This window comes from Paenibacillus sp. GCM10027626, assembly GCF_042676285.1.
Taxonomy (GTDB): domain Bacteria; phylum Bacillota; class Bacilli; order Paenibacillales; family Paenibacillaceae; genus Paenibacillus_Z.
This window is the reverse complement of sequence record NZ_JBHTHC010000021.1, coordinates 81,255-104,652: the sequence shown is the minus strand read 5'-3', so window position 1 is coordinate 104,652 and position 23,398 is coordinate 81,255. Positions and strand designations below refer to the sequence as shown.

Sequence of the window (23,398 nt, the reverse complement as noted above, 5' to 3'; positions counted from 1 at the left end):
GCTGTAATCACCGCAACTCTGACCAATCCTGCGTATGAGATCAGAGAACATGAAAGATCGATATGCGCTGAATCATGCGAGGAGGCACTGCATGCAAAGAATGATTACGAACTGTTACGATCCGACGGCCGTACGGCCCAAGCTTAACGTAGAATTTGTCAGCTTATATTCGCCCGTTCTGGAATCGGAATGGACGTTTTCACATCATCCGCACATTGCCTTTTTCCAAAAGAAACTGTATGCGATCTGGTCCAACGGCCGAATGAACGAGGACGACATGGGGCAGCGCGTACTGATATCTGTATCGGGCGATTTCTATAACTGGTCAGCTCCCGTTCCGCTTGTAGACTCCCTTATGGGCAAACATTCCGAGCTGGTTCTAACCGCAGCGGGATTTCACTGTTTCAATGACGAACGGCTGGTCGCGTATTTCGGGCAATACGAATATAAGCCTGAATATCTTGAGAAAGGGGAGCGAAAGCCTGTCGATGAAGGCCATATGGAAACTTGCTTGCGTGCGGTCACGTCGTCGGACGGCAAGGTTTGGAGCACGCCGCTCGATTTGCATGTGCCGATCGTGCCGAATCACGGTCCTGCGGCGCTGTCTTCGGGCAGGCTTATCATTAGCGGAAATACCATGTTCCCGTACACGGACGATCCGTCCGGACTCGCAGGATGGAAGAAGACGGGGATTTATCCCGAGAGTATGGCTGACGAGATATACGACGACTCCGAATCATTCCGGAAGGTAAAGGAACGGATGGCATGGGCTGCAGGACTGTGCGAAGGATCCTTTTACGAGATGGGCGACGGAACGGTCCGGATGCTGCTGAGGAGTAACACAGAGAGGCTGTGGGTAACCGAAAGCCGCGATGGGGGAGAAACGTGGACGTCCCCCGAGGTGACCGGTTTTACCGACAACTGCACGAAATTTCATTTCGGCCGGTTGCCGGACGGGCGTTATTATTATGTCGGATGCCCTGACCCGGTCCCGATAGGGCGGCGAAATCCGCTCGTGCTCTCCTTGTCCGCGGACGGAAATATGTTCGACCGTCATTATATTCTGGGGGACGAAAGCTTCGGCCAGAAATTCCCCGGTTTACATAAGGGCGGAGATTACGGCTATCCCCACTCGCTCATACATGACGGATATCTATACATAATTTTCTCGATCCAGAAAGAAAGAGTGGCGGTCATCCGAACGGCGATTGAGGGGCTCTAACTGCATTTGAAAGCGCATACCCGTTTGTACACGGAGGCTTGTAATGCTAAAAGGAGACTCATTGCGATTCGAACCAATTGAGCCGGACGGATCCGATCGAAGCCTATGAGCGGCTGCGGCCAGACGCAGCCGAATTCATCCGATGGAGGAGGAAATGAACATGCTGTTGCGCAAGGCTCGCCTCATTCTGCTTTCCTTGACGGTCATGACCACGACTTACGCCTGCTCTGCTGCGGTCACCCCGCCGAATAGCGCGGAAGCGTCACCCGCGATTTACCAGGCTTCGTCAGGTTTCAGTTCGACCCAAGGCGCGAACCAGTGGCATTACCAGTATTGGGACGGCACCGCATATACGAATTATCCGACCTACAACAGCGCGAACAACCGCTGGGAAGTCGCAGGAACGTTCTCCAACGTTTACCCGAACGCTCATCATCCCGACAGCGGCAAAGACTCCGTGCGCAAATGGGTCGCGCCGGCCGCGGGCGTCGTTCGCATCTCCGGCGTCGTGAAAAAAAGCGATATTACCGGAGGCGACGGCATTAACGCCAAAATTTTGCATAACGCCACCACGATTTACGATCAAGACGTCGCATATAACGACAACGTCGGGTATAAAACCGACGCCGTCCGCACGGTCGCTTCAGGAGACGCCATCTATTTTCGGGTCAACATGAAAGCGACAAATTTGAACGACGGCACGTTGTGGGATCCGAAAATCGAATTTACTCCCACTACCAAGGCATGGGAGTTCACGTCGGGAACGGAAGGCTGGACGGGCTGGAACTATACGCTCAGCGCCAGCGGTGGGAACCTGAACGCATCATTGTCGGCGAGCGATCCTAATATCACCTCGCCGGACAACTTGGGCCTTCGCATCGACAAGTCTTGCCTCGTCAAGATCCGCTACCGGAACAGTACGTCCGATACGTCCGGCCGCGTCTACTTTACGACCGTCAACGATACCGTCTGGAACCAGACGAAATCGAAAGGCTTTACGATCAACGCGAACGACTCGAACCAAACCGAGTATACCGTCGATATGTGCGGTACTTACGGCTGGCACGATACGCTTAAGCAGCTTCGCATCGACCTGAACGACGGCAATGCTTCTACAGGCTCCCATTCCGTCGACTACATTCGCATCGAAGCGGGCGGCAACCAGCCGGCGTTTACGATTTCTGACCGCGAGCTTGTCTATGACGCGACGCAGCGTTCGTCCAAAGGCTTGAACTACTGGGCCGATGGCCAAACAGGCGTGATCAAGACGGGAAGGGACAGCTACGATTTCTACAGCGGGAACGGAACCGGTTCGCCAGCCAACGCCAGGACGGTCAAATCGAGCGGCAGTCTGAGCGATCCCGCGGCGACCGTCCATTATACGACCAAATCGATTACCGGCATCCCGTCCGACTTTCCTTACGTCTCGATCAACATGATCTATAAAGTTCCGGCTACCGGCAATCTTCTCGGCTTCCTCCACATGGAGCGCTGGCCGGCCGCCGGCGCCGCTGGCTTCGACGGTGCGATCGGCCTCGCCATTTCGAAGGATAACGGCGATTCCTGGACGTATTGCGGCGAAATCGTTTCGCACGACCGTCCATTTAGTATGGACGATATATCCGGTCATGAAATCGGCTCCGGCTCTTACGTTATCGTGAACGACGGCGGCACAGACTATTTTTACGTGTATGCGTTCGATTTTTATGAGTCGACAGGGTTGCAGGGCATATCGGTTTCCCGCGCGTCCGTGGCATCGGTCGTTAGTGCGGCGGAGGCGGCGACGCCGGGCGTGACGGCTTGGAATAAATACTATAACGGCGGCTGGACGGAGCCCGCGCTCGGCGGCACGTTTTCCGACGCCGTACCTGGTAATGACGGCGGCATGGTGACGATCACGTATAACAACCATATCAATAAGTACATCTTGCTCGCGACGACGACACGTCAATGGGAAACGAACTGGGCCGATTTCGTCATTCGCTTCTCGACCGACCCGAAGTTGTTTTCGAGCGCAGGGGAGCAGGTAATCGAGGCGGGCACCGATTATGTCGTATACCCGAACCTAATCGGGCTCGGTGAAAATCCGCAAACGACGTCGGATCGGTCGTTCTATCTCCTCTACATGCAAACGCAGGGCGCAAGCTTTTGGGATTCGGACACGAACATGTACCGGAGGCTCATTACGCTGGACTAAGGATCTCATCGCTCTAGAATAGCAGTGATAAGGCCTATGCATGCGCATAGGCCCCATCGATCGTTAACGGCGGTGATTGATTTGCAAAATCGTCTTTCTTTAAGCTTTGTACGAACTGGATACCGGGCTAGATCCCGATTTAATGTGTTTACAGACGAGAGTGGCCGTCTTTCGCACAACTCCTTGATTCATTACATTGCTTTAGTTGGACAAAATTACGTTGCGGTCCTTGCTCCATCCGGTTCAACGGAACCACTCACCTCTCTGTCCGCCGTTGATCACTATTATGAGCAGCTTTGCTTAGATTATACTATTTCTTTTTTTTCCATTTTCGGTTGTGGTTCGATGTTTCCGGAAAACGTTGCCCTTTACTTAGAGAAACTTGCTGCGGGTCATTAACGTTGTCGACTCTTTCGCCAATTTCAATATAAGTGCCATCATTAGGCGCCCGATCGCCTGGTCTGTAATGTGTCCATTCACCCATCTGCTCCACCTCCTTCCTCAATTATTGTGTCTAATGCTTAAGGCATCATGAGCGGCAAAAATCGGGAAGATGAAGCAGTTTGACTTGTAAGTCGCGGGCGACTTTGATATAGTAATATGGTATGCGAGAAAAGAAATAACTTACTCGCTCCTTGCTCCTTTTACAGGGGCCGCTTAGTCCAAGAGGAGGTGAATCAACAATGCGCAAATATGAAGTGATGTACATCATTCGTCCGGATGTGGAACAAGAAGCGGTGCAAGCCGTAACTGACAAGTTCCAAGGCATTATCTCCAACGGCGGAGAAGTCACAAAGCACGACGTGATGGGTAAACGCCGCCTTGCGTATGAGATCAATAAGCATCGTGACGGAATTTACGTGCTCGTTCATTTCAACGCTACACCAGAAGTTGTAGCTGAGCTCGATCGCGTCATGAAGATTACGGATGAAATTATCCGTTATTTGGTCGTTAAAGACGTAGCTTAATGAACGCAAGGATCGATTGGAGGCGAAAAAACGATGTTGAACCGTGTTATTCTCATCGGTAGATTAACGAGAGACCCGGAAATGCGCTATACGCCGGCAGGCGTTGCTGTTACGCAATTTACAATAGCTGTGGATCGCCCGTTCACGAGCGGACAAGGCGAGCGGGAAGCTGATTTTATTCCGGTCGTTACTTGGAGACAGCTGGCGGAAACTTGTGCCAATTACTTGCGCAAAGGCCGTCTAACAGCGGTCGAAGGCCGTATTCAGGTGCGGAACTATGAGAACAATGAAGGCCGACGCGTCTATGTGACGGAAGTTGTTGCTGACAATGTTCGTTTCTTAGAGTCCGGTAACCGGGACAATGGCCCGCGTGAAGATAGTAATTATGGCGGCGGCAGCGGTGGCGGTAACTTTGGTGGACAAGGCGGCTTTGGCGGTGGCGGCGGAGGCAACTCCGGCGGCGGCAGTCAGGGTGGTCAAGGTTCAGGGGGTTACAGTGGCGGTGGCAGCGGCGGCGGCTCGCAAGGCGGGGGCAACTGGTCCGGCAACACTTCCAGGAACGACAATCGTGATCCGTTCTCAGACGACGGGCGCCCGATCGATATATCGGAAGATGATTTGCCATTTTAATAGAAAGGACGGATGAACATGAGCTTCAAGCAAAGAGAAGACGGCGGAGAGCGCCCAGAGCGCAAATTCGGCGGCCGTAAAGGCCGTAACAAGCGTCGTAAAGTTTGCTATTTCACGGCTAACAAAATTACGCACATTGACTATAAAGACACGGACTTGCTCCGTAAATTTATTAGCGAGCGCGGCAAAATTTTGCCTCGCCGTGTAACAGGAACAAGTGCAAAATACCAACGTTTGCTGACAATTGCTATCAAACGTTCGCGTCAAGTTGCACTTCTGCCTTACACTACAGAATAGTTTGGACGCCAAGCAGGCGCTTATTGAGATAACTCGATAGGCGCCTGCTTTATTTTAAGAAGGCCTGTATGCCAGTGTGGCAAAAACGACTACAATATTTTCGCCATTTTAGGCGGCGATTGGATAGAAAGTAAATAATAATCAACGGGCAATTGTTGCGTTGCTGCAGAATTCATGCCACAATATAATTTAGAATTGTTGGGATTGGCGTTCGGCAAGATCACCGATGTAGGGCAGCTTGAACCATCTTCCTTGCAAAGCAAGGAGCATAAGGGCGATCCACAGAACGAAGCTGATGGGCGCCAATATAATACTGATAATAACTCCAATAATCGGCACAATGCCAAGAACGATATTAATAATGACAAAGGCTACAGAGACGAGTATGGATTGCAGGGCGTGAAATTTAACAAATCGGCTTTGTTTTTCAATTGCAAGAAATAGCAACCCCGTTATAAAGAGACCGAAATAGCATAATAAGCCAACAATTCGCGGATCAATTCCGGTCGATGAGCGATCTGGCATATATGGCGACATATAGGAATACTCCTTTCACATATATGTTGTCTGCATACTGTTACTTATTCAAAGATCGGGCAAACTATGCTCAAGTTCTCATTGGCTGCGCTATGTTGTAAAAGATGGAAAAATTAAAATTCACCAATGATTCGACAATTCATATAGATCGTAAGGAAATTGTAACTTTCCGCCTTGCCATATCGTTTAGAATATATGCGAAGGATTTTTTAGTTAATGACAGATAGGAGAGTACACTATACATGAAACCGGATATACGCTCGTTGCCGCGTAAATGGAAGTGGATGTTGTCCTTACTTGCCATCGTGGTTGTTGCAGGGACGGCTGGATATTTTAACCGGGTAACACTTGCAACATGGGGATTCGATTTATTCCTTAAGGATTCTGTCAAAGAAAAGCTGAATGAGTCGTACAAGCCGCTGCCTACAAGAGTTTCCAAGCCTGTCGCTTATAAGAAGGAAGACCCGTTCTCTTTGCTGCTGCTCGGGGTTGATCAGCGCGATAAAGAGATCGGCCGCTCGGATACGATGATTTATTCTGTTGTCCGGCCGAATGACGGAGCGATTCTGCTGGTGTCGATTCCACGGGATGCTTATACAGAAATTGTCGGCAAGAAGACGAAGAAAGGAAATCCATGGGAAGATAAGATTGCGCATGCCTTTGCTTTTGGCGGGGCGGAGATGGCAGTTAATAGTGTAGAGAATCTGCTCGATGTGCCTGTGAATCACTATGCTTCGATTAATTTTAAAGGCTTCCGCGATGTTATTGATGCTATGGGCGGTATTCCGCTGCCAATCACAGAGGATATTGTCAATAAAGAAGCAATTCATGATAAATTTGTCGTAAAAGGCGGGCAGGATGTATATAATGGCTTAGATGCCTTAAATTATGTTCGTTACCGCGAAGATGCAGGCGGCGACATGAACCGTACTGGAAGGCACCAGATCTTTTTGAATGCGATAATGAATAAGGCTGCTGAAGTTGGCCAATGGAGCAAGATTCCTGAACTTATTGATATTATGGGCGACAATTTCAGCACGGATTTGACACCGGATCACATTATCGATTTGGCGAAAAGTATGCTGAGTAGTGAATCCCGGACGATCTATGGCCATACTTTGAAGGGCGATGGGCATCGAAAAGTTGCTGGCGGCCCGTGGTATTTCTTCGCGGAAGAAGAAGATGTAGCGAAAGTGAATGAGATGATCAAGGCCTGGCTTGATCCTAGCATTGCCAAGGCGGAGCTGCCGCTGCCGGAGGAGTATCAGAAGAAGAACCCGACGCCCGTGCAGTCATTGTCGGCCGATGACAAGAAGTAGAATTGTTCTCGCCGGACAATGATTTGCCATGACGATCTCCATCCTCATGATCCGAAATATCAAGACGGAAGTAGGGGAGCGAACACATGAATATTGCTTTTTTCTTATTGCCGAAGCAGGAAGTTGTATGTATGACGCTGGACGCTACACTTAGACAGACGCTGGAGCGCATGGAGCATCACCGTTATACGTCTGTGCCGATCTTAGACCGGGATGGCGGTTATGCCGGTACGGTTACGGAGGGAGACTTGCTCTGGTATATGAAAAACAATCCGGAGCTGACCTTTGAGCAGACGCATAAGGTGAAGCTGGGCGATGTCCAGCTGCGGCTTGCGCATCGGGCAGTACGGATAGACGCGAATATGGTTGATCTTGTATCGCTTGCGAAGCTGCAAAATTTTGTTCCTGTTATCGACGATATGAACCGTTTTATTGGCATTGTCCGCCGGAGTGATATTATCGATTATTGCGAAAAAATAATTGTAAACGGCGCCGCGGCACAAGCGGAGGAAGAAATAGCAGCCAGTCAGTAAGTTGCGGTTTGCATGCAGTCATAGTAGGATATAACAATACAGTATGACAAACATTGTCGAATAGATGCCGTCCTCCGGCGGAGGGCGGCTCTTCTATGTTTAAAGGGCAGGAGGCGCTAACATTGGACAGTAATAATGAGCACGGACAGCAAAGCGGCCGCAGATCCATGCGGGCAATCGCGGTTATCGCCGTCTTTTTGGTTGTCGTAGTAGGTGGCTATTTCGGGTATACGCTCTTCAATGACAAGAACGCCAAGGATGGCGGCAAGCCAAATATTTCGGAGCAAAATAATAATAAGCAGGCTGAAGGCACTGAGCCGGGCGGTAAAAGTGAGCCGGAAGTAGTGAAGACGGCCGCGGAGCTGCTTGAGGAAACGGTGACACAAGCGGATCTAGATCGGGAGTATGACGTGGTCATTAGCGGAGGCCGAGTTGTCAATCCGGAGACTCAGCTGGATCAAGAAGGGCTCAATGTCGGGATTCTTGGCGATAAAATCGGTGTAGTGACAGCCAAGCCCTTAAAAGGCAAGCGGGAGATCGATGCCAAAGGCCTCGTCGTCTCGCCGGGCTTCATTGACAATTTGTCGTACGATCCCAATCCGCTTGGGGTATGGCAAAAAATTGGCGATGGCGTTACATCCAACATTGCCATGCATGGCGGCACTTCTAACCCGAAACAGTGGTATGACCATTATGAACGGGACATGCCCCCTGTAAGCTTTGGCGCCTCCTTTTTCTATACGCAGGCACGCAATCAGTTTAAGTTGGGACGCTATGACGGCGCCAAGCCGGAGCAGACGGCCAAGCTGCTCAAGGATGCCGAGGATGCTCTGAAAAACGGCGCGCTTGGCATTTCGTTCAGTCTCGAATATGTGCCCGGTATAACGCCGGAGGAAATCATTCCGCTCATGGAGCTGGCTAACGAATATAATGTACCGGTGTACTTCCATGGCCGCTACTCCGACGCGCCCAACGAGCTGGAAGGTACGCGCGAGCTGATTGATTATGCCGAAAAAACAGGCGCCGCCGTACATATCGACCATATTAACAGCACCGGCGGCACCTTCTCGATGAAGGAGGCGCTGGCGCTGATCGAGGAAGCCCGGGCAAAGGGCTATGATATTACAGCTTGTACGTATCCATATGATTATTGGGGGACGTACTTGAATTCGGCCCGTTTTGATACGGGCTGGCAGGAGCGTTTCCGTATTACGTATCATGATTTGCAAATTGCCGGAACGACCGAAAGGCTGGATGAAAATAGCTTCATCAAGTATAAGAAGGAAGGCAAGCTGGCGGTTGCGTATGCAATTCCTCCTGAAGCGGTGATCGATGCCTTCAAGGCGCCTTATGTGATGATCGGCAGCGATGCGATTTTGGAGCCGGGCTTCAACAATCATCCGCGGGCGTCGGGAACGTTTGCGCGAGCAATCGGCCTTTATGTTAGAGAGCAGCAGGTGATGTCGCTGATGGACGGGATTGCGAAGCTGAGCCTGATGCCGGCGCAGCGGCTGGAGAAGCAAGCGCCGGAGCTGCGCAAAAAGGGGCGGCTGGCCAAAGGAATGGACGCGGATATCGTCATTTTCGATTTCAATACGATCCGGGATCGTTCCACCGTTGAGAAGCCTGACTTGATGTCGGAAGGCATTCGTTATGTGCTGGTTGCGGGCAAGGTAGCTCTGGATGATGGCGAGCTCAACAAAAAAGTGCGCCCCGGACAAGCTCTTCGGAGCCATTTTGAGCGGGTAGCTGCCGGTACGGCTGCTGGCTCGCTGCAATGGGGCGGTAAGGCTTATCCGTTGATCGCTTACAATCAGGCAACCTATGTCGATTTGGCGGCGCTTGGGGAGCAAGGCTATTCTATTGTCTGGGATCAAGTGAGCAAGCAGTATACGATAGAGCAGGGAACTGCCGCGGGTAATACTGAAAAAGCAGCACCGGCAGAGAAGCCGAAAGAAGGCCAGTTGATGCTGGAGCGCGGCTATAAGGCGAAAGCCGGCGACAAGGAAACCGAGCTGCTGTCCATCGGCAAGCGGGCGTTCGTGCCGGTATCCTTCCTGAAGTCGCTTGGCATCAAGGCCGAGCATCAAGGCGATGTTTGGACAGTTGAGCCGTAATAATAAGGGCAAAACCTTCATTTTCACAGCAATGTGGAAGTGGAGGTTTTTTGTTGTGGATGCTGCCAGATGGTTTTGTGCTATAATGGGGAGTAAAGCTTCTATGAGCAGAACCTTAAATGTGCAAGAGGTGAACTGTTTGAAAACCGGTGTGAAATCAATTCTTTGGAGCGCCGCGGCGCTGCTGCTGCTGTTATCGCTGGCAGTGCCATTGTTTAATGCGTTGATGCTGTCGCTGTTAATGGTGCCTACGGTCATTTTGTACACGACATTATCGCGCCGCGCTTTTGCCGTCCACATGATAGTGGTCTATGGGCTGGCCTTTGCCATTCTGGGATATGCTGCTCTTATAGTGGGCGTGTTTTTTTTAGTTCCCTCAATTGTGATGGGGCATTATTACCGCAAGCAGGCGCCTGCGCGCAAAGTGGTTACAGCGGCGATTTTGACGCTTCTTGCCCAGCTATTGCTCGAACTGGTGCTGTTCAACACCCTGCTTAATGTTTCGTTATTGCAGGAAATGGCCAATTTGATTCGAGAGACGGCCAATGATGTATCATCCCAAGGGCTTCTCCCTGCAGGATGGTCATCCAAATCGACAGAAGTCTTTATCCAGATGCTTCTTCACTCCATCCCGATGGCGTTCATTATGGTTTCATTTTTGTATGCGATAATTACACATGCAATTGTCAGACCGATTTTGCGCTCTTACGGTATGGAGGTTCCAGGCTTTCAGCCGGCAAAGGAATGGATGCTGCCGCGGGTATTCGTATTTTACTATTTGCTTGTCATCATTGCGGAAATGGCCGTTTCCAAAGAAGGCAACTCCTTCATTTCAGTGGCACTGCTGAACTTGGTTCCGCTTATGCGGCTGGCTTTCTCGATTCAGGCGATCGGATTTTTCTTCTTCCTTGCAGATCAGCGCCAGTGGAACAAGGCGGTACCGCTTTTGCTGTCCGCGCTTGTGCTGATTTTCCCGCCGCTGAGTCTGATCGGTGTGCTCGATGCCGGATTTCCGATCCGAAGAGCGTTTAAGAAACCTTGACAACAGGGGCGAATGGAAATATGCCGAAGTTTTTGGTAAAAAGATGGCATGGGATGCATCATTCCTGGGCGTTCGTGCTAATGGTTTTGCTGGCTGTCGCGCTGGCTTTTTATGAATGGAAGCTGGGGGTGCTCGGCCTTCTGCTCGCAAGCGGCCTTGGCGTTTACTCGGTACTGGCGGAGCGCGCATTTAGACGGGACTTGAAAACCTATATCGGCACATTGTCCTATCGCGTTAAGAGGGCTGGCAATGAAGTGATCAGCGAGCTGCCGTTCGGTATTATTTTGTACACAGACGATAAGACGATTGAATGGCATAATTCGTTCGTGTCTCATATGCTGGAGCGCGAATCGGTCGTCGGCGAGCCGCTGATTGAACTGTTTCCGACATTGTCGCAGGCAAAGGACCGGGAAGGCACTGTAGAAGTAGCGATCGGAAATTCGGTCTATGAGCTAATGTTCCGTTTCGATGAACGGCTGCTTTATATTCGCGACATTACCCAGCGCTGGCAGCTGGCCAAACGGTATGAAGAAGAGAAGCTGGCGCTCGGCATTGTGACGATGGATAACCTCGAGGAGGTTACGCAGGGGATGGACGACCAGCAGCGCAGTCTGCTGCTCTCCAAGGTTACAGCGGAAATTACGGAATGGGCGCAGAAGTTCCAGCTTTATATCAAACGGCTAACCTCTGACCGTTATTTGCTCATTACCGACCAGAAAACGCTGAAGCAGCTGGAGCTGTCGCGCTTTGTCATTCTTGATGAAGTGCGGGAAATGACGCTGGAGCAAAAAATTCCGATGACACTTAGCATCGGCTTTGCTGCGGGCGCGGACAGTATCGTCGAGCTCGGGCAATGGGCGCAGAGCAGTCTGGATATAGCGCTCGGCCGCGGCGGCGATCAGGCGGCGGTCAAGAGCGGCCAGCGGCAGTCCTTCTACGGCGGCAAGTCCAATGCAGTGGAAAAAAGAACTCGCGTGCGGGCACGGGTCGTCGCCCATGCGCTGCGCGATTTGATCCGCGAGAGCGACACCGTTGTGATAATGGGACACCGGATGCCGGATATGGATGCGATTGGCGCCGCAGTTGGGGTGATGAAGGCTGCACAGCAGTTCGGCAAGGAAGCTTTTATTGTGCTGGAGGGCATTAACCCGGCAATTCAAAAAATGATCGAAATGTTATGCGAGGACGATAAATTCGCCAAACGCTTTGTTTCGCCGGAACAGGCGCTCGGCATTCTCGACAGCAGCACGCTGGTTGTCGTGGTAGATACACATAAGGCATCGATGGTGAAGGAGCCAAGGCTGGTCACGGAGGCGAAAAAGGTTGTCGTCATCGACCATCACCGCCGCGGCGAGGAATTCATCAACAATGCGCTGCTCGTCTACATGGAGCCTTATGCATCATCTACGTGCGAGCTTGTTACGGAGCTGCTGCAGTACATTCATGACAGGGTCGTGCTTGATGTGAGGGAAGCGACTTCTTTGCTCGCCGGCATTACAGTTGATACGAAAAGCTTTTCGCTGCGCACCGGTTCGCGCACATTTGAGGCTGCATCCTTTTTGCGCCGCAATGGCGCAGACTCGACGCTCATTCAGCGGATGCTGAAGGAGGATCTAGCCGAGTATATCAAAAAAGCCGAGATGATCCGTCATGCAGAAATTGTGTATGAGCATATTGCGATCGCAGTGACCGAGCCGGGGCAAAAGTACTCCCAGCTGCTCATTGCGCAGTCGGCGGATACGCTGCTCAATATGACGGATGTGCTGGCGTCCTTCGTAATCGGGGAACGTACAGACGGCTTGATCGGCGTGAGCGCCCGCTCACTGGGCCATATGAATGTGCAAATTGTTATGGAACGCATGGGCGGCGGCGGCCATTTGACGAATGCAGCCGCCCAGCTCGAGGGCACAGTGGCGGAGGTTGCCCAGCGCCTGAAGCAAGTGCTGCTGGAAATTGATAAGGAAGAGGGGTTATTCGAATGAAGGTCATTTTTTTGCAGGATGTAAAAGGTCAGGGGAAACGCGGCGAAGTGAAAGAAGTTGCCGAAGGATATGTACGTAACTTTTTGCTGCCGAAGGGTCTCGTAAAGCCGGCATCGGAAGGCAATATGAAAACATTGCAGGCGCAAAATGCCTCCGAGCAACGGCGCAAGGAAAAAGAGCTGGAGGATGCAAAGGCGTTGGCCGCCAAGCTCGAAGCGCTCGAAGTGGTTGTCAAAACAAAATCCGGAGAAGGCGGCCGCTTGTTCGGTTCAGTGACAAGCAAGCAAATTGCCGAATCGTTGGAAAAGATGGGTGTGCGTGTCGACAAGCGCAAAATTGAGCTTGAGGAGCCAATCCGTTCGCTGGGCTATACCCAGGTGCCGCTCAAGCTGCATCAGGATGTAAAGGCGACGCTGAAGGTGCATACAGTCGAGGAATAATGCTAGCAAAGGAGACAACAGAGCGCAATGAGCGATGAAATGCTGATGTTTGATCGTGTTCCTCCGCAAAATACTGAAGCCGAGCAAGCTGTTCTAGGTGCAATATTGCTTCAGACGGAGGCACTGGTCACTTCTATGGAACGGCTGCGCAGTGAAGACTTCTATATGCCGTCGCATCAATTGATCTATGAGGCGATGATCGAGCTGGGCGAAGCGAATGAGCCGATCGATCTTGTCACATTGACCTCCTACCTGCAGGATCGTCAACAATTGGAGGAAATTGGCGGCGTCAGCTACTTGATGAAGCTCGGCAATGCAGTTCCAACGGCGGCAAACGTCGATTATTACGCCCAGCTTGTTGAAGAGAAATCAATCCTGCGCCGGTTAATCCGCACGGCAACGCAGATCGTCTCCAATGGCTACGCGGCGGCTGACGATGTCGGCCTGATGCTCAATGAAGCTGAGCAGCGCATATTGGAAATCGCCAATCGGCGATCCAGCAGCGGCTTTATTTCGATCCGCGATGTGCTAATGGAAGTATTCGAGAAGGTTGAGTTTCTCTATACGAATAAAGGCGGCACGAACGGAATCCCGTCGGGATTCGCCGACTTGGACAAAATGACAGCCGGTTTCCAGCGCAGCGACTTAATTATTGTGGCCGCGCGTCCTTCCGTCGGCAAGACGGCTTTTGCCCTCAATATTGCGCAAAACGTCGGCGTGCGCGCGAAGGAAACGGTCGCTATTTTCTCTCTGGAGATGTCCGCGGCGCAGCTCGTGCAGCGGATGGTGTGCGCGGAATCGAATGTCGACGCCGGCCGCATGCGTACCGGTTTCCTGGAAGGCGACGATTGGGAGAAGCTGACGATGGCGATCGGGGCATTGTCGGAGGCGCAAATCTACATTGACGATACGCCGGGCATAACCGTCGCCGATATTCGTGCGAAATGCCGCCGCCTCAAGAAGGAGCGCGGGCTGGGCATGATTTTGATCGATTACTTGCAGCTGATTCAAGGCCGCGGCAAGGCCGGCGAAAACCGGCAGCAGGAAGTATCGGAGATTTCACGTACACTGAAGATGATCGCGCGTGAGCTGGAAGTGCCGGTTATCGCGCTGTCGCAGCTCAGCCGCGGCGTTGAGCAGCGGCAGGACAAGCGGCCGATGATGTCTGACCTGCGGGAATCGGGCTCGATCGAGCAGGATGCCGATATCGTAGCGTTTTTGTACCGGGATGATTACTACGATAAGGAATCGGAGAAAAAAAATATTATCGAAATTATTATCGCTAAACAGCGGAACGGGCCAGTCGGTACGGTAGAGCTGGCGTTCCTCAAAAGCTTCAATAAGTTTGTCGGCCTTGACCGCACGCATCAGGAGCCGGGTCAAGCCTCGTAGTGATAGCCGGGCATTGCCTTTTTGGGGCAGTGCCTGGCTATTTGCGTTTCCGCGGTCCGCTCAGGTCCGCTCGAGTCCACGTCACCCACGATTACTTTTTAGAGGGTTGAATCCGCTCAGACTTGCCCATACTGGATGGTATGAGCTTCTTCATAAGGTTGAAGGTGGAAAGGGCTGAGGGATTATGTGGTTGAGATGGGCAGGATGGCTGGCGAAGACGATTGCTGCAGGACTTATTATTAGCTTTTTGTCGATTTGGACGGCTGGCTATATTGTAAATAGTTATGTGGAGACACTGCTCAAGCAATTTAATTTGCCACTGGAGACGAAGCCATTTGCACTAAGCGGGATGTGGGGATCACTGTGGGGAGCGAATCCGCCTTTAAAGCAGGCAAAGGAAAGCGCCTCTGCAGATGCAGATACAGGTACAGGTACAGGTGCTAGTGTTGGTGCTGGTACTAAAGGAAGCGGCAATAACAGCAGTACACCGGATGACAATGCGCAGCAAACGCCGCCAGCGGATGATTCTTCAACCTCCACGAAGCCGCCAACGGCGCAAGGAGAAAAGGATACTGGGCTGCCGGACGGCTCGCTGACCGATGTTGGCGGCGGGCAAGGAACGAAGGCGGGAAGCGGCACAAGCGGAGAGGGAGACAGCAATAAGGAAGCTTTGGAGCAAGGAATGGCGTTGACGCCGGAGCAGATCAATAAAGCCAAAAGCGAGATCAGCAGCGAGGACAAGGAGAAGCTGTTCACCGTCATGATGACTAAATTGCCGCAGGAGGCTTGGCAGCAAATTTCCAAGCTGATGGAGGATGGTCTGACCGAGGAAGAGATGACGACTGTACAGCAGATTGTAGCCCAGCATTTGAGCCGCGAAGAATATAATCAAATGATGGAGATTTTGAAAAAATATTAATCGGCTGCCAGGCCAGCGGCAGTAAGAGGTTGAGACTTCATAATATTGTCGCGCAATTTACAATTATTAGAGTTCTAAGAAATTATTAATGTCGGAGAGGCCGGGGTTTAGTTGAATGGGCTTGCTTCATTATGCTACAGTATTGGGAGCATATTGCGGCAAAGGAGAACGACCATGACGGAAAGGAAAGATCGATTTCGCAAGGTATGGGCCTCTTTTCAGCAAACCTTTCGAATAAATCGGTCGCATCACAAGCGTAAGAAGCTGCTTCTGTTTACAGGCGGCGTTTTGGTGTTGATTGTGGCAGCTGGGATTGGCGGCAATTATTATGTAAAATCCAATATGGTAGATTACTATACAGTGTTCCGGGACGGCCAGCTCATTGGAGATATCGCATCAGCTGAGCTGGTGAAGCAGCGCATCGAGCAGGAGGAACAGCAATTAAAAGAAGCTAATCCTCATCTAAATATGGTGCTCGATACAGGTAATCTTACCTACGAAAGCAAGCGGACATACAAGGCCGTGCCGGATAGCGAAGGCACATTGAATAAGCTGGGCACACTCTTCACCTCACATGCTGAAGGGGTGGAGCTGAAGGTCGATGGCAAGACGGTCGGGATTGTCAGGGATCAGGCCACTGCCGATGCTATTCTGAGCCGGGTGAAAACGAGATTTTCGCCGAAAGAATCAGCTGGGAAGGTCAAAAAGCCGGAGGTAACGGCGCTTGCTTACAAGGAGAATGATTCTGGCAAAGGCAATACGGTGGAGCAGACGAAGTCGGAGCTTAAATCGGTTGCCATCAAGGAGAAAATTGCTACAGCAGCGGTCGATGTGCAGCCGGAGAAAATTACCGATCCGGAAAAGATGTATTTGAAGCTGGTAAAGGGCAGCGAGAAGCCGACGAAGTATACGGTGCAAAAGGGCGACTGTGTAGGCTGTATCGCCCAAAAGTTCAATATCTCGCCGCAAGTTATTTATGAAAATAACAAATGGATCAAGGATGATATGATCCGGGATGGCGACGAGCTGGACCTGACGGTGCGGCAGCCGGAAGTTACGGTGGAGACTGTGGAGCATGTGACGGAAATCGAGACGATTGAGCCGATGACCGTGTACCGTGAGAACAGCAATATGCGTGAAGGCGAGACAAAGCTGCTCCGCGTAGGCAAGGAAGGCAAGAAAAAGCTGGTGTATAAGCTGGTGAAGCGCAACGGCTACTTGGTCAAAGAGGAGCTGCTCGGCGAGCAGGTGCTGGAAGTGACGATTTCGACAATCATTATGAAAGGCACCAAGGTTAGCGGCGAAGGCACGGGAACTTTTGCATGGCCGGTATCGGGCGCGGATTTGACCAGCAGCTTCGGACAGCGTTGGGGACGGCTACATAAAGGGATTGATATGGTCGGCGATGAAACGATCATGGCCGCCGACGACGGCGTAGTGGAATTTGCCGGCACCAAGAATGGTTACGGTAATTGTGTTATTATCGATCACAAAAATGGCTACAAAACCCTTTATGGACATATGAGCAAAATTTCGGTTAAAGCCGGAGAGACGGTGGAGAAAGGTGATGCTTTGGGAATAATGGGTAACACCGGGCATTCCTTCGGCACCCATTTGCACTTTGAAATCCATAAGGACGGGGAAGTGCAAAATCCGATCAAATATTTATAAGGGATGGAGTAAAACACCGCTGCGGAGCTTGCCTGCCGATGGCGGTGTTTTGCTGTATTTTGGTGTATGCGGCGAATGAACTTTCATTGGGACTACGCTCTTGACTATGGTAGAATAAAAGAAGGATTTTCAGGCTAAAAAAGTATTTCACTCACACATAGAAGCAAAAGCTGTTGATGGACAAATAGAACAGACAGGCGGTGAAATTTAGATGTTTGGAAAAATATTAGTTGTGGATGACGAGCAGCCGATTGCCGATATCTTGAAGTTTAATTTGGAGAAGGAGGGCTATCAGGTCATCTGCGCTTTTGACGGCGGCGAAGCGGTGAAGCTGGCTTTCGAGGAGCAGCCGGATTTGATTTTGCTTGATTTGATGCTGCCGGTTAAGGATGGCATGGATGTGTGCCGCGAAGTGAGAACGCGCCTGCAGACGCCGATCATTATGCTGACCGCAAAGGACACAGAGCTGGATAAGGTGCTGGGTTTGGAGCTGGGGGCCGACGATTATGTGACGAAGCCGTTCAGTACGCGTGAATTGCTCGCCCGTGTGAAGGCGCATTTGCGCAGGCAGAAGACGGAAGCGGGCGCAGCGGCCGGCAATGGCGCAATGGCCAATATGGTAGAGGAAGAGAAGCAGGGGCTCAGTATTTTTAATCTGTTTATTGATACCGATATGTACGTCGTCTACAAGGATAACGAGCCGCTCGATCTGACGCATCGGGAATATGAGCTGGTTTACTATTTGGCGCGCAATAGCGGCAAGGTGATGACGCGGGAGCATTTGCTGCAGGCGGTATGGGGCTTTGAATACTTCGGCGATGTGCGAACCGTCGATGTGACGATCCGGCGCTTGCGGGAGAAGATCGAGGACGATCCGAGCCGGCCGGAATATATTTTGACGCGCAGAGGGCTGGGCTATATGATGCGCAATCCTAAATCGGGAGGCTTCGGGTACGGATGAATAGCGGAATCCGGTTTTTCCGCACCATTCAAATGAAGCTGATCATTATTTATGTGCTGCTCATTCTTATTGCGATGCAGCTTATCGGCGTTTATTTTATAAGCACGATGAAAACTTCGCTCACGTCCAATTTTACGACGAATATGAATGACCAGGCCAATTTGCTGGCCCGGCTCGCTGCGGAGACGCTGAACAGCAAACCGGACAAGACGTCGGCGGAAGGGCCGACGACCGAGGAATATTTGAGCTCGCTGGTGCGCAATTTGTTCAGCATCAATGAAGCGGAGATTCAATTGCTCGATACGAGCGGCCGCGTACTTGCCACCTCGCTCACGACTCATCAGGAATATGTGGGCAAAAAGAATACCTCGCTCGCCGTCAGCCGCGCGCTGCAGGGCATTCGCGATAATGAGGAGGAAGTGATCGACGACGATAATGTCCGCAAGAAGATTATCGCCAAGCCGATCATGTACGGCACCAAGACAGTAGGCGCAGTCTACATGATAGCCTCGATGAAGGAGCTGTACCAGACAGTAGACCGCATTAACCAGATCTTCGTGTCCGGGATGCTTATTGCACTGGGCCTGACCGGGGTACTGGGCGTACTGCTGGCGCATACGATTACGAACCCGATTAAAGGGCTGACGCGGCAAGCGGCGGCTGTAGCTGAAGGCCGGTTCGATCAGCAGGTGCCTGTGCTTGGCGACGATGAGATCGGCCGGCTGAGCGAAGTGTTTAATGAGATGACGACAAGGTTGAGGGATGCGCTCAGCGCCAATGAGGAGGAGAAGGAGAAGCTGGCCTCTATTTTGGCGAATATGAGCGATGGCGTTGTCGCTGCCGACGAGCGCGGCATCGTCATACTGACGAATCGGCGCGCCCACGAGATGTTGCGCGAGCAAACATGCGAAGGGCGCCATCTGAATGAACTCTTCATGATGGAGGATGACCGGCTGGCTGCGCTGATGAACGGCCATGAATCGTCCGCTGTCATTCATCGCCTCCCTTCCGCCGACGGTGACGATGATGATGAGATTATACGGATTACGTTCACCGCGATCCACCGGCGGGATAAAGGAATATCCGGCACGATTGTCGTCTTGCAGGATGTAACGGAGCAGGAGCGTCTCGATCAGTCGCGGCGGGAATTCGTCGCCAACGTATCCCATGAGCTGCGCACGCCGCTTACGACGATCAAAAGCTATGCAGAGGCGCTTGATGACGGCGCGCTTGATGAGCGCGAGCTGGGGCTGAGGTTTGTCGGCGTCATACGCAATGAGACGGAACGGATGATCAGACTCGTAACTGACTTGCTTCATCTGTCCCGGCTGGATTCCAGCCAGGCATCGCTGCGCCGCCAGGCAACCGCTGTTCCGGAGATGCTGGAGGAGGTAGCGGACCGCTTTTCCTTCCAAATGCGCAAAAAGCAAATCCGCTCCGAGGTGCGCGTGGAAAAAGGCGTGTCGACGGTATGGCTCGATCGCGACCAGATCGATCAGGTGCTCGACAATCTTGTATCCAATGCGATTAAATATACGCTCGATGGCGGTCGGATTGTATTGTCCGCCTGGCGGCCGGACAGCGCTACGGTGGCGATCAGCGTGAAAGATACCGGCATCGGCATTCCGCGCAAGGATCTGAGCCGCATCTTTGACCGTTTCTACCGGGTCGACAAGGCGCGCTCGCGCAATATGGGCGGAACCGGGCTGGGACTGTCTATTGCCCGGGAAATCGTCAAGGCGCACGGCGGCTCGATTACGCTCGATTCGGAGTTTAACGAAGGAACGACAGTGACGGTCATTTTGCCGGCTCTGCAGGATGGAGGCGAACTGTCATGATGGAGAAGACAAAGACAGCGCTGCTTGCCGGTCTGGTCGTTCTTAGCCTGCTGCAGAGCTATATGCTGGCCTACAGTATGCCGGGCATTGATGCTGTGCTCCCCCGGCAGGACTATATTAAAACCGAGCGGATGGGGGCGGAAGCAAAGGTCGCGGATGTTGTCTTTCCGGAGGATATGGTGCTGCACTTTGGCGATGACAAGCATACGGTGCTCTATCCGGGGATGAATTTTTACAACTTGATCTTTGACCGTGTCCAGGGGCGCGAATTTAAGGGGTTCCAGCGGAACAATATCTATGTCGTCGATTGGAACAAGACGCGGGAGCGGGATATTGGCGTCGAGCTGCGGTTCGGCAGAGGGGTACCGGTCGAGCTGTTGAAGGAAGCGCTCAAGCTGGATGGCGATGTCGCTTTTCAAAGCGAAGTGATCAATCGGATCTGGATCTATAAAAATATCGAACGCGACGAGGTTCGCACTTATTTCTTCAGCGCCGACGGCAATGCGGTCTATGAATCGGTACGGGCCGATTTGACAGTGAATGATGTGCAGAATTATGTCGGATTCGGAGAGTACTGGACACCGTACCGTTATGCGGGCGATGAAATTTATTTGCCGGAGGAGCCGCTGCAGACGCTGGAGGCGATCGTCGGCTATGAGACCTACACGCCGGAGCAGATGCAGCGCAATCTGTTCCTCGATCCAAGCGAGACCCGAGCGCTTGTCGACCGGAGCGGATCGCAAATTTTCACTGACGGCAAACGCGGCTTGCAGGTAGCGCAAAATGGCAAGTGGATCAATTATACCGATCCTGTCGCCGGACAAGGCAGCGAGGATACGCTCAGCGCCAATATCTATGCATCCGTGCAGTTTATTAACCAGCATGGCGGCTGGGACGGCTTGCATCGCTATTTGCAGCCTGGGCCGATTGAGGACATGCAAGGACAGTCCGAGCAATCGATTCGTGTGGTGCGCTACCAGCAATATTACGGCTCTTACCCGGTAATACCGAGGAAGCCGTTTATGTATGGCCAAATGCAGCTGCGCCTGCAGCAAGGCGTTGTGTCCGAGTATGAGCGCTCGCTAATAACGATTAATAAGGAAGCCGAAGCGAAGCAGGTACGCTGGCTGCCGGGCGGCAAGGAACTGGAGGAGGCTTACAACAGCTATAGCCGCAAGAGCGAAGTAATAGCGGTGTTTCCGGCTATGCTTGTATCGCCTGAGGAGAATGAGCGGCTGCATTTTGAGCCTGTGTGGGCTGTACGGCTGACGGATGGAGACAAGGCCGTGCTCCTACATGCTTTGCCGGAAGATTATAAGCCTCCGGTAAAGACTGTGAAGCCGGCGGACAAGGGCAGCGCAGACAAAGGCAAGGAGAAAGAGAAGCCCGGGAAGCCTGTGCCTGATGCCGGACAAGCGCCGCTGTCTTCAGACGGAAGCGGGGAGAAGGCAAGGGCAGGCGATCAAGGCGAAGGCGGCGGAAAGAGCGATGGCAAGGACAATGCTGCTGCCAAGGATGACGGGAAGGCGCGGAGGTGATAGACGATGGAATGGGGCAAGGCAAAAAACGTTCTAATTTTTGCTTTTCTCGTGCTGAATATTGTGCTCGGCTATCAGTTGTGGGCCAATATTCAGGACGGGCCCAGCCTGAATGGCGATGCTTATGATCTGTCTGCAGAGACAAGGGCGATTATGCGCGAAAAAAATATTAGGCTGGATTCAAATACCAATATTCCATCCGAAACACCGAAGCTGCGCGAGCTGACCTTTCGCGTCACGGAGAAGCTGGGCGAAAATACCCGGCATACGCTGGAGCATCCGGTCGATAGCAAAATCGTCTTTAATGAAGGGGAATTGAACCGTGAGCTAGGGGGCATTATCCCGGATCTGAAGGAATACAGCTACGATCGGATGGAGGACGGCGCCTTTATTTTGACCCGGATGGCTGATGGCAGGCCGATGTTCGAAGTTAGGCTGGCGCTCTATTTTAGCAATCAGAAAATTGTCGCTTACAGTCAGGATCGTGTCGAACTGGTCGAGTCGGACAATCCGGAGGAAAAGGAGCAGACGGTGCTGCCGGCAACGAAAGCGCTGGAAAGCTTGATTTTTGGACATTTTAAGCCCGGTACCGTCATCCGCGACATTAAGCTTGGCTATCATGGACAGGATTTCAACTCGGAGACACAGTTCTCGGCGCCTTCATGGCGCGTGTTGTTGGAGGACGGAAAAGTCTACTACGTGCATGCGATCAGCGCTGAAGTGTTTACAGAAAAAGAGGAGAAGGGTTCCTCTTCATAGTCGGATTCGGGAGAGGACTGGTTGAACAACTTATGGGGATGCGATTTACGGTGCTGGCCAGCGGTTCGACGGGAAATGCCACAGTCGTGCAGAGCGATGATGCTACGGTATTGGTGGACGCTGGTTTAAGCGGAAAAAAAATAGAGGAGCTGATGCGTGAGCGGGGTATTGCCGGGCATCACATCGATGCGATCCTCGTCACGCATGAGCATTCTGATCATATTAAAGGGCTTGGCGCATTTGCCCGCAAATACGATTTGCCGATTTATGCCAATGAAGCTACCTGGGGCGCGATGGAGCGCCATGTCGGCACGATTGCTGCGGAGAAGCGGGTTGTGCTGGAGACGGGCGAAACCGCAGCCTTCGGTTCGATGTGCTCCACATCGTTTGCAATTTCGCATGATGCCGCGGAGCCGGTAGGGTATATTTTTGAAGATGGCGATGTGAAGCTCAGTCTGGCAACTGATCTGGGCTATGTCAGCGACAAAGTTCGCCATGTGATAGAGGATTCGGATGTGCTCGTGCTTGAGTCCAACCACGATGTGGGCATGCTGCGTATGGGGCGCTATCCCTGGAATATTAAGCGGCGCATTCTCGGCGATAGCGGCCATCTCTCGAATGAAGCGGCAGGTGAAGCCTTGTGCCAACTGATGACCGACCGTACGAAGCGGGTGTATTTGGCGCATTTGAGCCTTGATCATAATTTAATGGACTTGGCGAAGCTGACGGTGAATAGCATATTAGAGAACTACGGAATGTTCTTCCGCAAGGAGGAGCATCCGCTTCGGGATACATACCATGATCGACCTACGCCATGGGATGAAGTGAGGCGGAAATAATCGCCTCCAGCTCTGAATCGAGCAAGCCTGTCTTGCGTTCCAGCTCATCTTGCGTGACAAGACCTTTCTCAATCAAAAGTTCGGTCAGCGCGCTAAAGGCAAGGACTATCCGGTAATGATCTTCCTTCAGATCGGCAAGCTTGCCGGCGAGCATCACTTGCTCTAGCGCAGCGGAAGAATTGGCTTTCATAGGTATC

At 52.0% G+C, this 23,398-nt stretch carries 22 protein-coding genes; 19 read left to right on the top strand and 3 right to left on the bottom strand.

The features are described from left to right. The first annotated feature begins 91 nt into the window (after positions 1-91). Together ACFQ0N_RS30010 and ACFQ0N_RS30005 are read left to right on the top strand one after the other, a co-directional pair. Positions 92-1,222: an exo-alpha-sialidase gene (locus ACFQ0N_RS30010; protein ID WP_379333421.1), complete on the top strand. Its 1,131-nt coding sequence runs from the start codon at positions 92-94 to the stop codon at positions 1,220-1,222. A 160-nt stretch (positions 1,223-1,382) separates the two neighbouring features. Further along, on the top strand, positions 1,383-3,419 hold the full coding sequence (locus tag ACFQ0N_RS30005) for a hypothetical protein (protein ID WP_379333419.1): 2,037 nt from the start codon (positions 1,383-1,385) through the stop codon (positions 3,417-3,419). A 310-nt stretch (positions 3,420-3,729) separates the two neighbouring features. Here the strand turns inward: ACFQ0N_RS30005 and ACFQ0N_RS30000 are convergent, their stop codons facing one another. Then, complete coding sequence (locus ACFQ0N_RS30000) at positions 3,730-3,903, bottom strand: YjzC family protein (RefSeq protein WP_379333417.1); 174 nt, start codon at positions 3,901-3,903, stop codon at positions 3,730-3,732. Positions 3,904-4,102: 199 nt separating this feature from the next. Here ACFQ0N_RS30000 and rpsF point away from each other — a divergent pair, with 199 nt between their 5' ends. The 3 genes from rpsF to rpsR are packed head-to-tail and all read left to right on the top strand — an operon-like array spanning position 4,103 to position 5,314. Next, positions 4,103-4,387: a 30S ribosomal protein S6 gene (gene rpsF / locus ACFQ0N_RS29995; protein WP_379333415.1), complete on the top strand. Its 285-nt coding sequence runs from the start codon at positions 4,103-4,105 to the stop codon at positions 4,385-4,387. Between the two features lie 33 nt (positions 4,388-4,420). Further along, positions 4,421-5,017, top strand: coding sequence for a single-stranded DNA-binding protein (locus ACFQ0N_RS29990; RefSeq protein ID WP_379333413.1), 597 nt, complete (start codon positions 4,421-4,423; stop codon positions 5,015-5,017). Between the two features lie 18 nt (positions 5,018-5,035). Continuing rightward, entirely contained in the window at positions 5,036-5,314 is a 279-nt protein-coding gene (gene rpsR, locus ACFQ0N_RS29985; protein WP_379333411.1) for a 30S ribosomal protein S18, read from the top strand. Between the two features lie 189 nt (positions 5,315-5,503). Here the strand turns inward: rpsR and ACFQ0N_RS29980 are convergent, their stop codons facing one another. Further along, complete coding sequence (locus ACFQ0N_RS29980) at positions 5,504-5,851, bottom strand: DUF4870 domain-containing protein (RefSeq protein WP_379333409.1); 348 nt, start codon at positions 5,849-5,851, stop codon at positions 5,504-5,506. Positions 5,852-6,093: 242 nt separating this feature from the next. Between ACFQ0N_RS29980 and ACFQ0N_RS29975 the strand changes: the two genes are divergently transcribed. The 14 genes from ACFQ0N_RS29975 to ACFQ0N_RS29910 all read left to right on the top strand — a co-directional run bounded on the left by ACFQ0N_RS29975 (position 6,094) and on the right by ACFQ0N_RS29910 (position 23,201). Beyond that, positions 6,094-7,170: an LCP family protein gene (locus ACFQ0N_RS29975; RefSeq protein ID WP_379333407.1), complete on the top strand. Its 1,077-nt coding sequence runs from the start codon at positions 6,094-6,096 to the stop codon at positions 7,168-7,170. 86 nt (positions 7,171-7,256) lie between these two features. Next, positions 7,257-7,703 carry a CBS domain-containing protein gene (locus ACFQ0N_RS29970; protein WP_379333405.1) on the top strand — a complete coding sequence of 149 codons (447 nt, stop codon included), beginning with the start codon at positions 7,257-7,259 and terminating at the stop codon, positions 7,701-7,703. A 122-nt stretch (positions 7,704-7,825) separates the two neighbouring features. After that, positions 7,826-9,820: an amidohydrolase family protein gene (locus ACFQ0N_RS29965; protein WP_379333403.1), complete on the top strand. Its 1,995-nt coding sequence runs from the start codon at positions 7,826-7,828 to the stop codon at positions 9,818-9,820. Positions 9,821-9,923: 103 nt separating this feature from the next. Beyond that, positions 9,924-10,862 (top strand): DUF2232 domain-containing protein, encoded by a 939-nt coding sequence (locus tag ACFQ0N_RS29960; RefSeq protein ID WP_379333401.1) that lies wholly within the window; start codon positions 9,924-9,926, stop codon positions 10,860-10,862. Positions 10,863-10,882: 20 nt separating this feature from the next. Continuing rightward, positions 10,883-12,844, top strand: a complete 1,962-nt coding sequence (locus ACFQ0N_RS29955; protein ID WP_379333399.1) for a DHH family phosphoesterase — start codon at positions 10,883-10,885, stop codon at positions 12,842-12,844. Continuing rightward, a complete protein-coding gene (rplI, locus tag ACFQ0N_RS29950) occupies positions 12,841-13,284 on the top strand; it encodes a 50S ribosomal protein L9 (RefSeq protein WP_379333397.1) in 444 nt (147 codons plus the stop codon). The genes ACFQ0N_RS29955 and rplI overlap by 4 nt, the downstream gene beginning before the upstream one ends. Positions 13,285-13,311: 27 nt before the next feature. After that, positions 13,312-14,676, top strand: coding sequence for a replicative DNA helicase (gene dnaB, locus ACFQ0N_RS29945; RefSeq protein WP_379333395.1), 1,365 nt, complete (start codon positions 13,312-13,314; stop codon positions 14,674-14,676). Positions 14,677-14,860: 184 nt separating this feature from the next. Then, positions 14,861-15,595, top strand: a complete 735-nt coding sequence (locus tag ACFQ0N_RS29940) for a hypothetical protein (protein WP_379333393.1) — start codon at positions 14,861-14,863, stop codon at positions 15,593-15,595. 174 nt (positions 15,596-15,769) lie between these two features. Next, positions 15,770-17,266, top strand: coding sequence for a peptidoglycan DD-metalloendopeptidase family protein (locus ACFQ0N_RS29935; protein ID WP_379333391.1), 1,497 nt, complete (start codon positions 15,770-15,772; stop codon positions 17,264-17,266). A gap of 211 nt (positions 17,267-17,477) precedes the next feature. Then, positions 17,478-18,227: a response regulator YycF gene (gene yycF / locus ACFQ0N_RS29930; protein ID WP_379333389.1), complete on the top strand. Its 750-nt coding sequence runs from the start codon at positions 17,478-17,480 to the stop codon at positions 18,225-18,227. Next, complete coding sequence (walK, locus tag ACFQ0N_RS29925; protein WP_379333387.1) at positions 18,224-20,065, top strand: cell wall metabolism sensor histidine kinase WalK; 1,842 nt, start codon at positions 18,224-18,226, stop codon at positions 20,063-20,065. Before yycF ends, walK begins: the two co-directional genes overlap by 4 nt. Further along, positions 20,062-21,603 (top strand): YycH family regulatory protein, encoded by a 1,542-nt coding sequence (locus ACFQ0N_RS29920; protein WP_379333385.1) that lies wholly within the window; start codon positions 20,062-20,064, stop codon positions 21,601-21,603. Before walK ends, ACFQ0N_RS29920 begins: the two co-directional genes overlap by 4 nt. Before the next feature lie 6 nt (positions 21,604-21,609). After that, positions 21,610-22,362, top strand: coding sequence for a two-component system regulatory protein YycI (yycI, locus tag ACFQ0N_RS29915; RefSeq protein WP_379333383.1), 753 nt, complete (start codon positions 21,610-21,612; stop codon positions 22,360-22,362). Positions 22,363-22,394: 32 nt separating this feature from the next. Then, positions 22,395-23,201, top strand: coding sequence for an MBL fold metallo-hydrolase (locus ACFQ0N_RS29910; protein ID WP_379333381.1), 807 nt, complete (start codon positions 22,395-22,397; stop codon positions 23,199-23,201). Here the strand turns inward: ACFQ0N_RS29910 and ACFQ0N_RS29905 are convergent. Then, positions 23,170-23,391 (bottom strand): hypothetical protein, encoded by a 222-nt coding sequence (locus ACFQ0N_RS29905; protein ID WP_379333379.1) that lies wholly within the window; start codon positions 23,389-23,391, stop codon positions 23,170-23,172. The genes ACFQ0N_RS29910 and ACFQ0N_RS29905 overlap by 32 nt on opposite strands. Between the last annotated feature and the right edge of the window lie 7 nt (positions 23,392-23,398).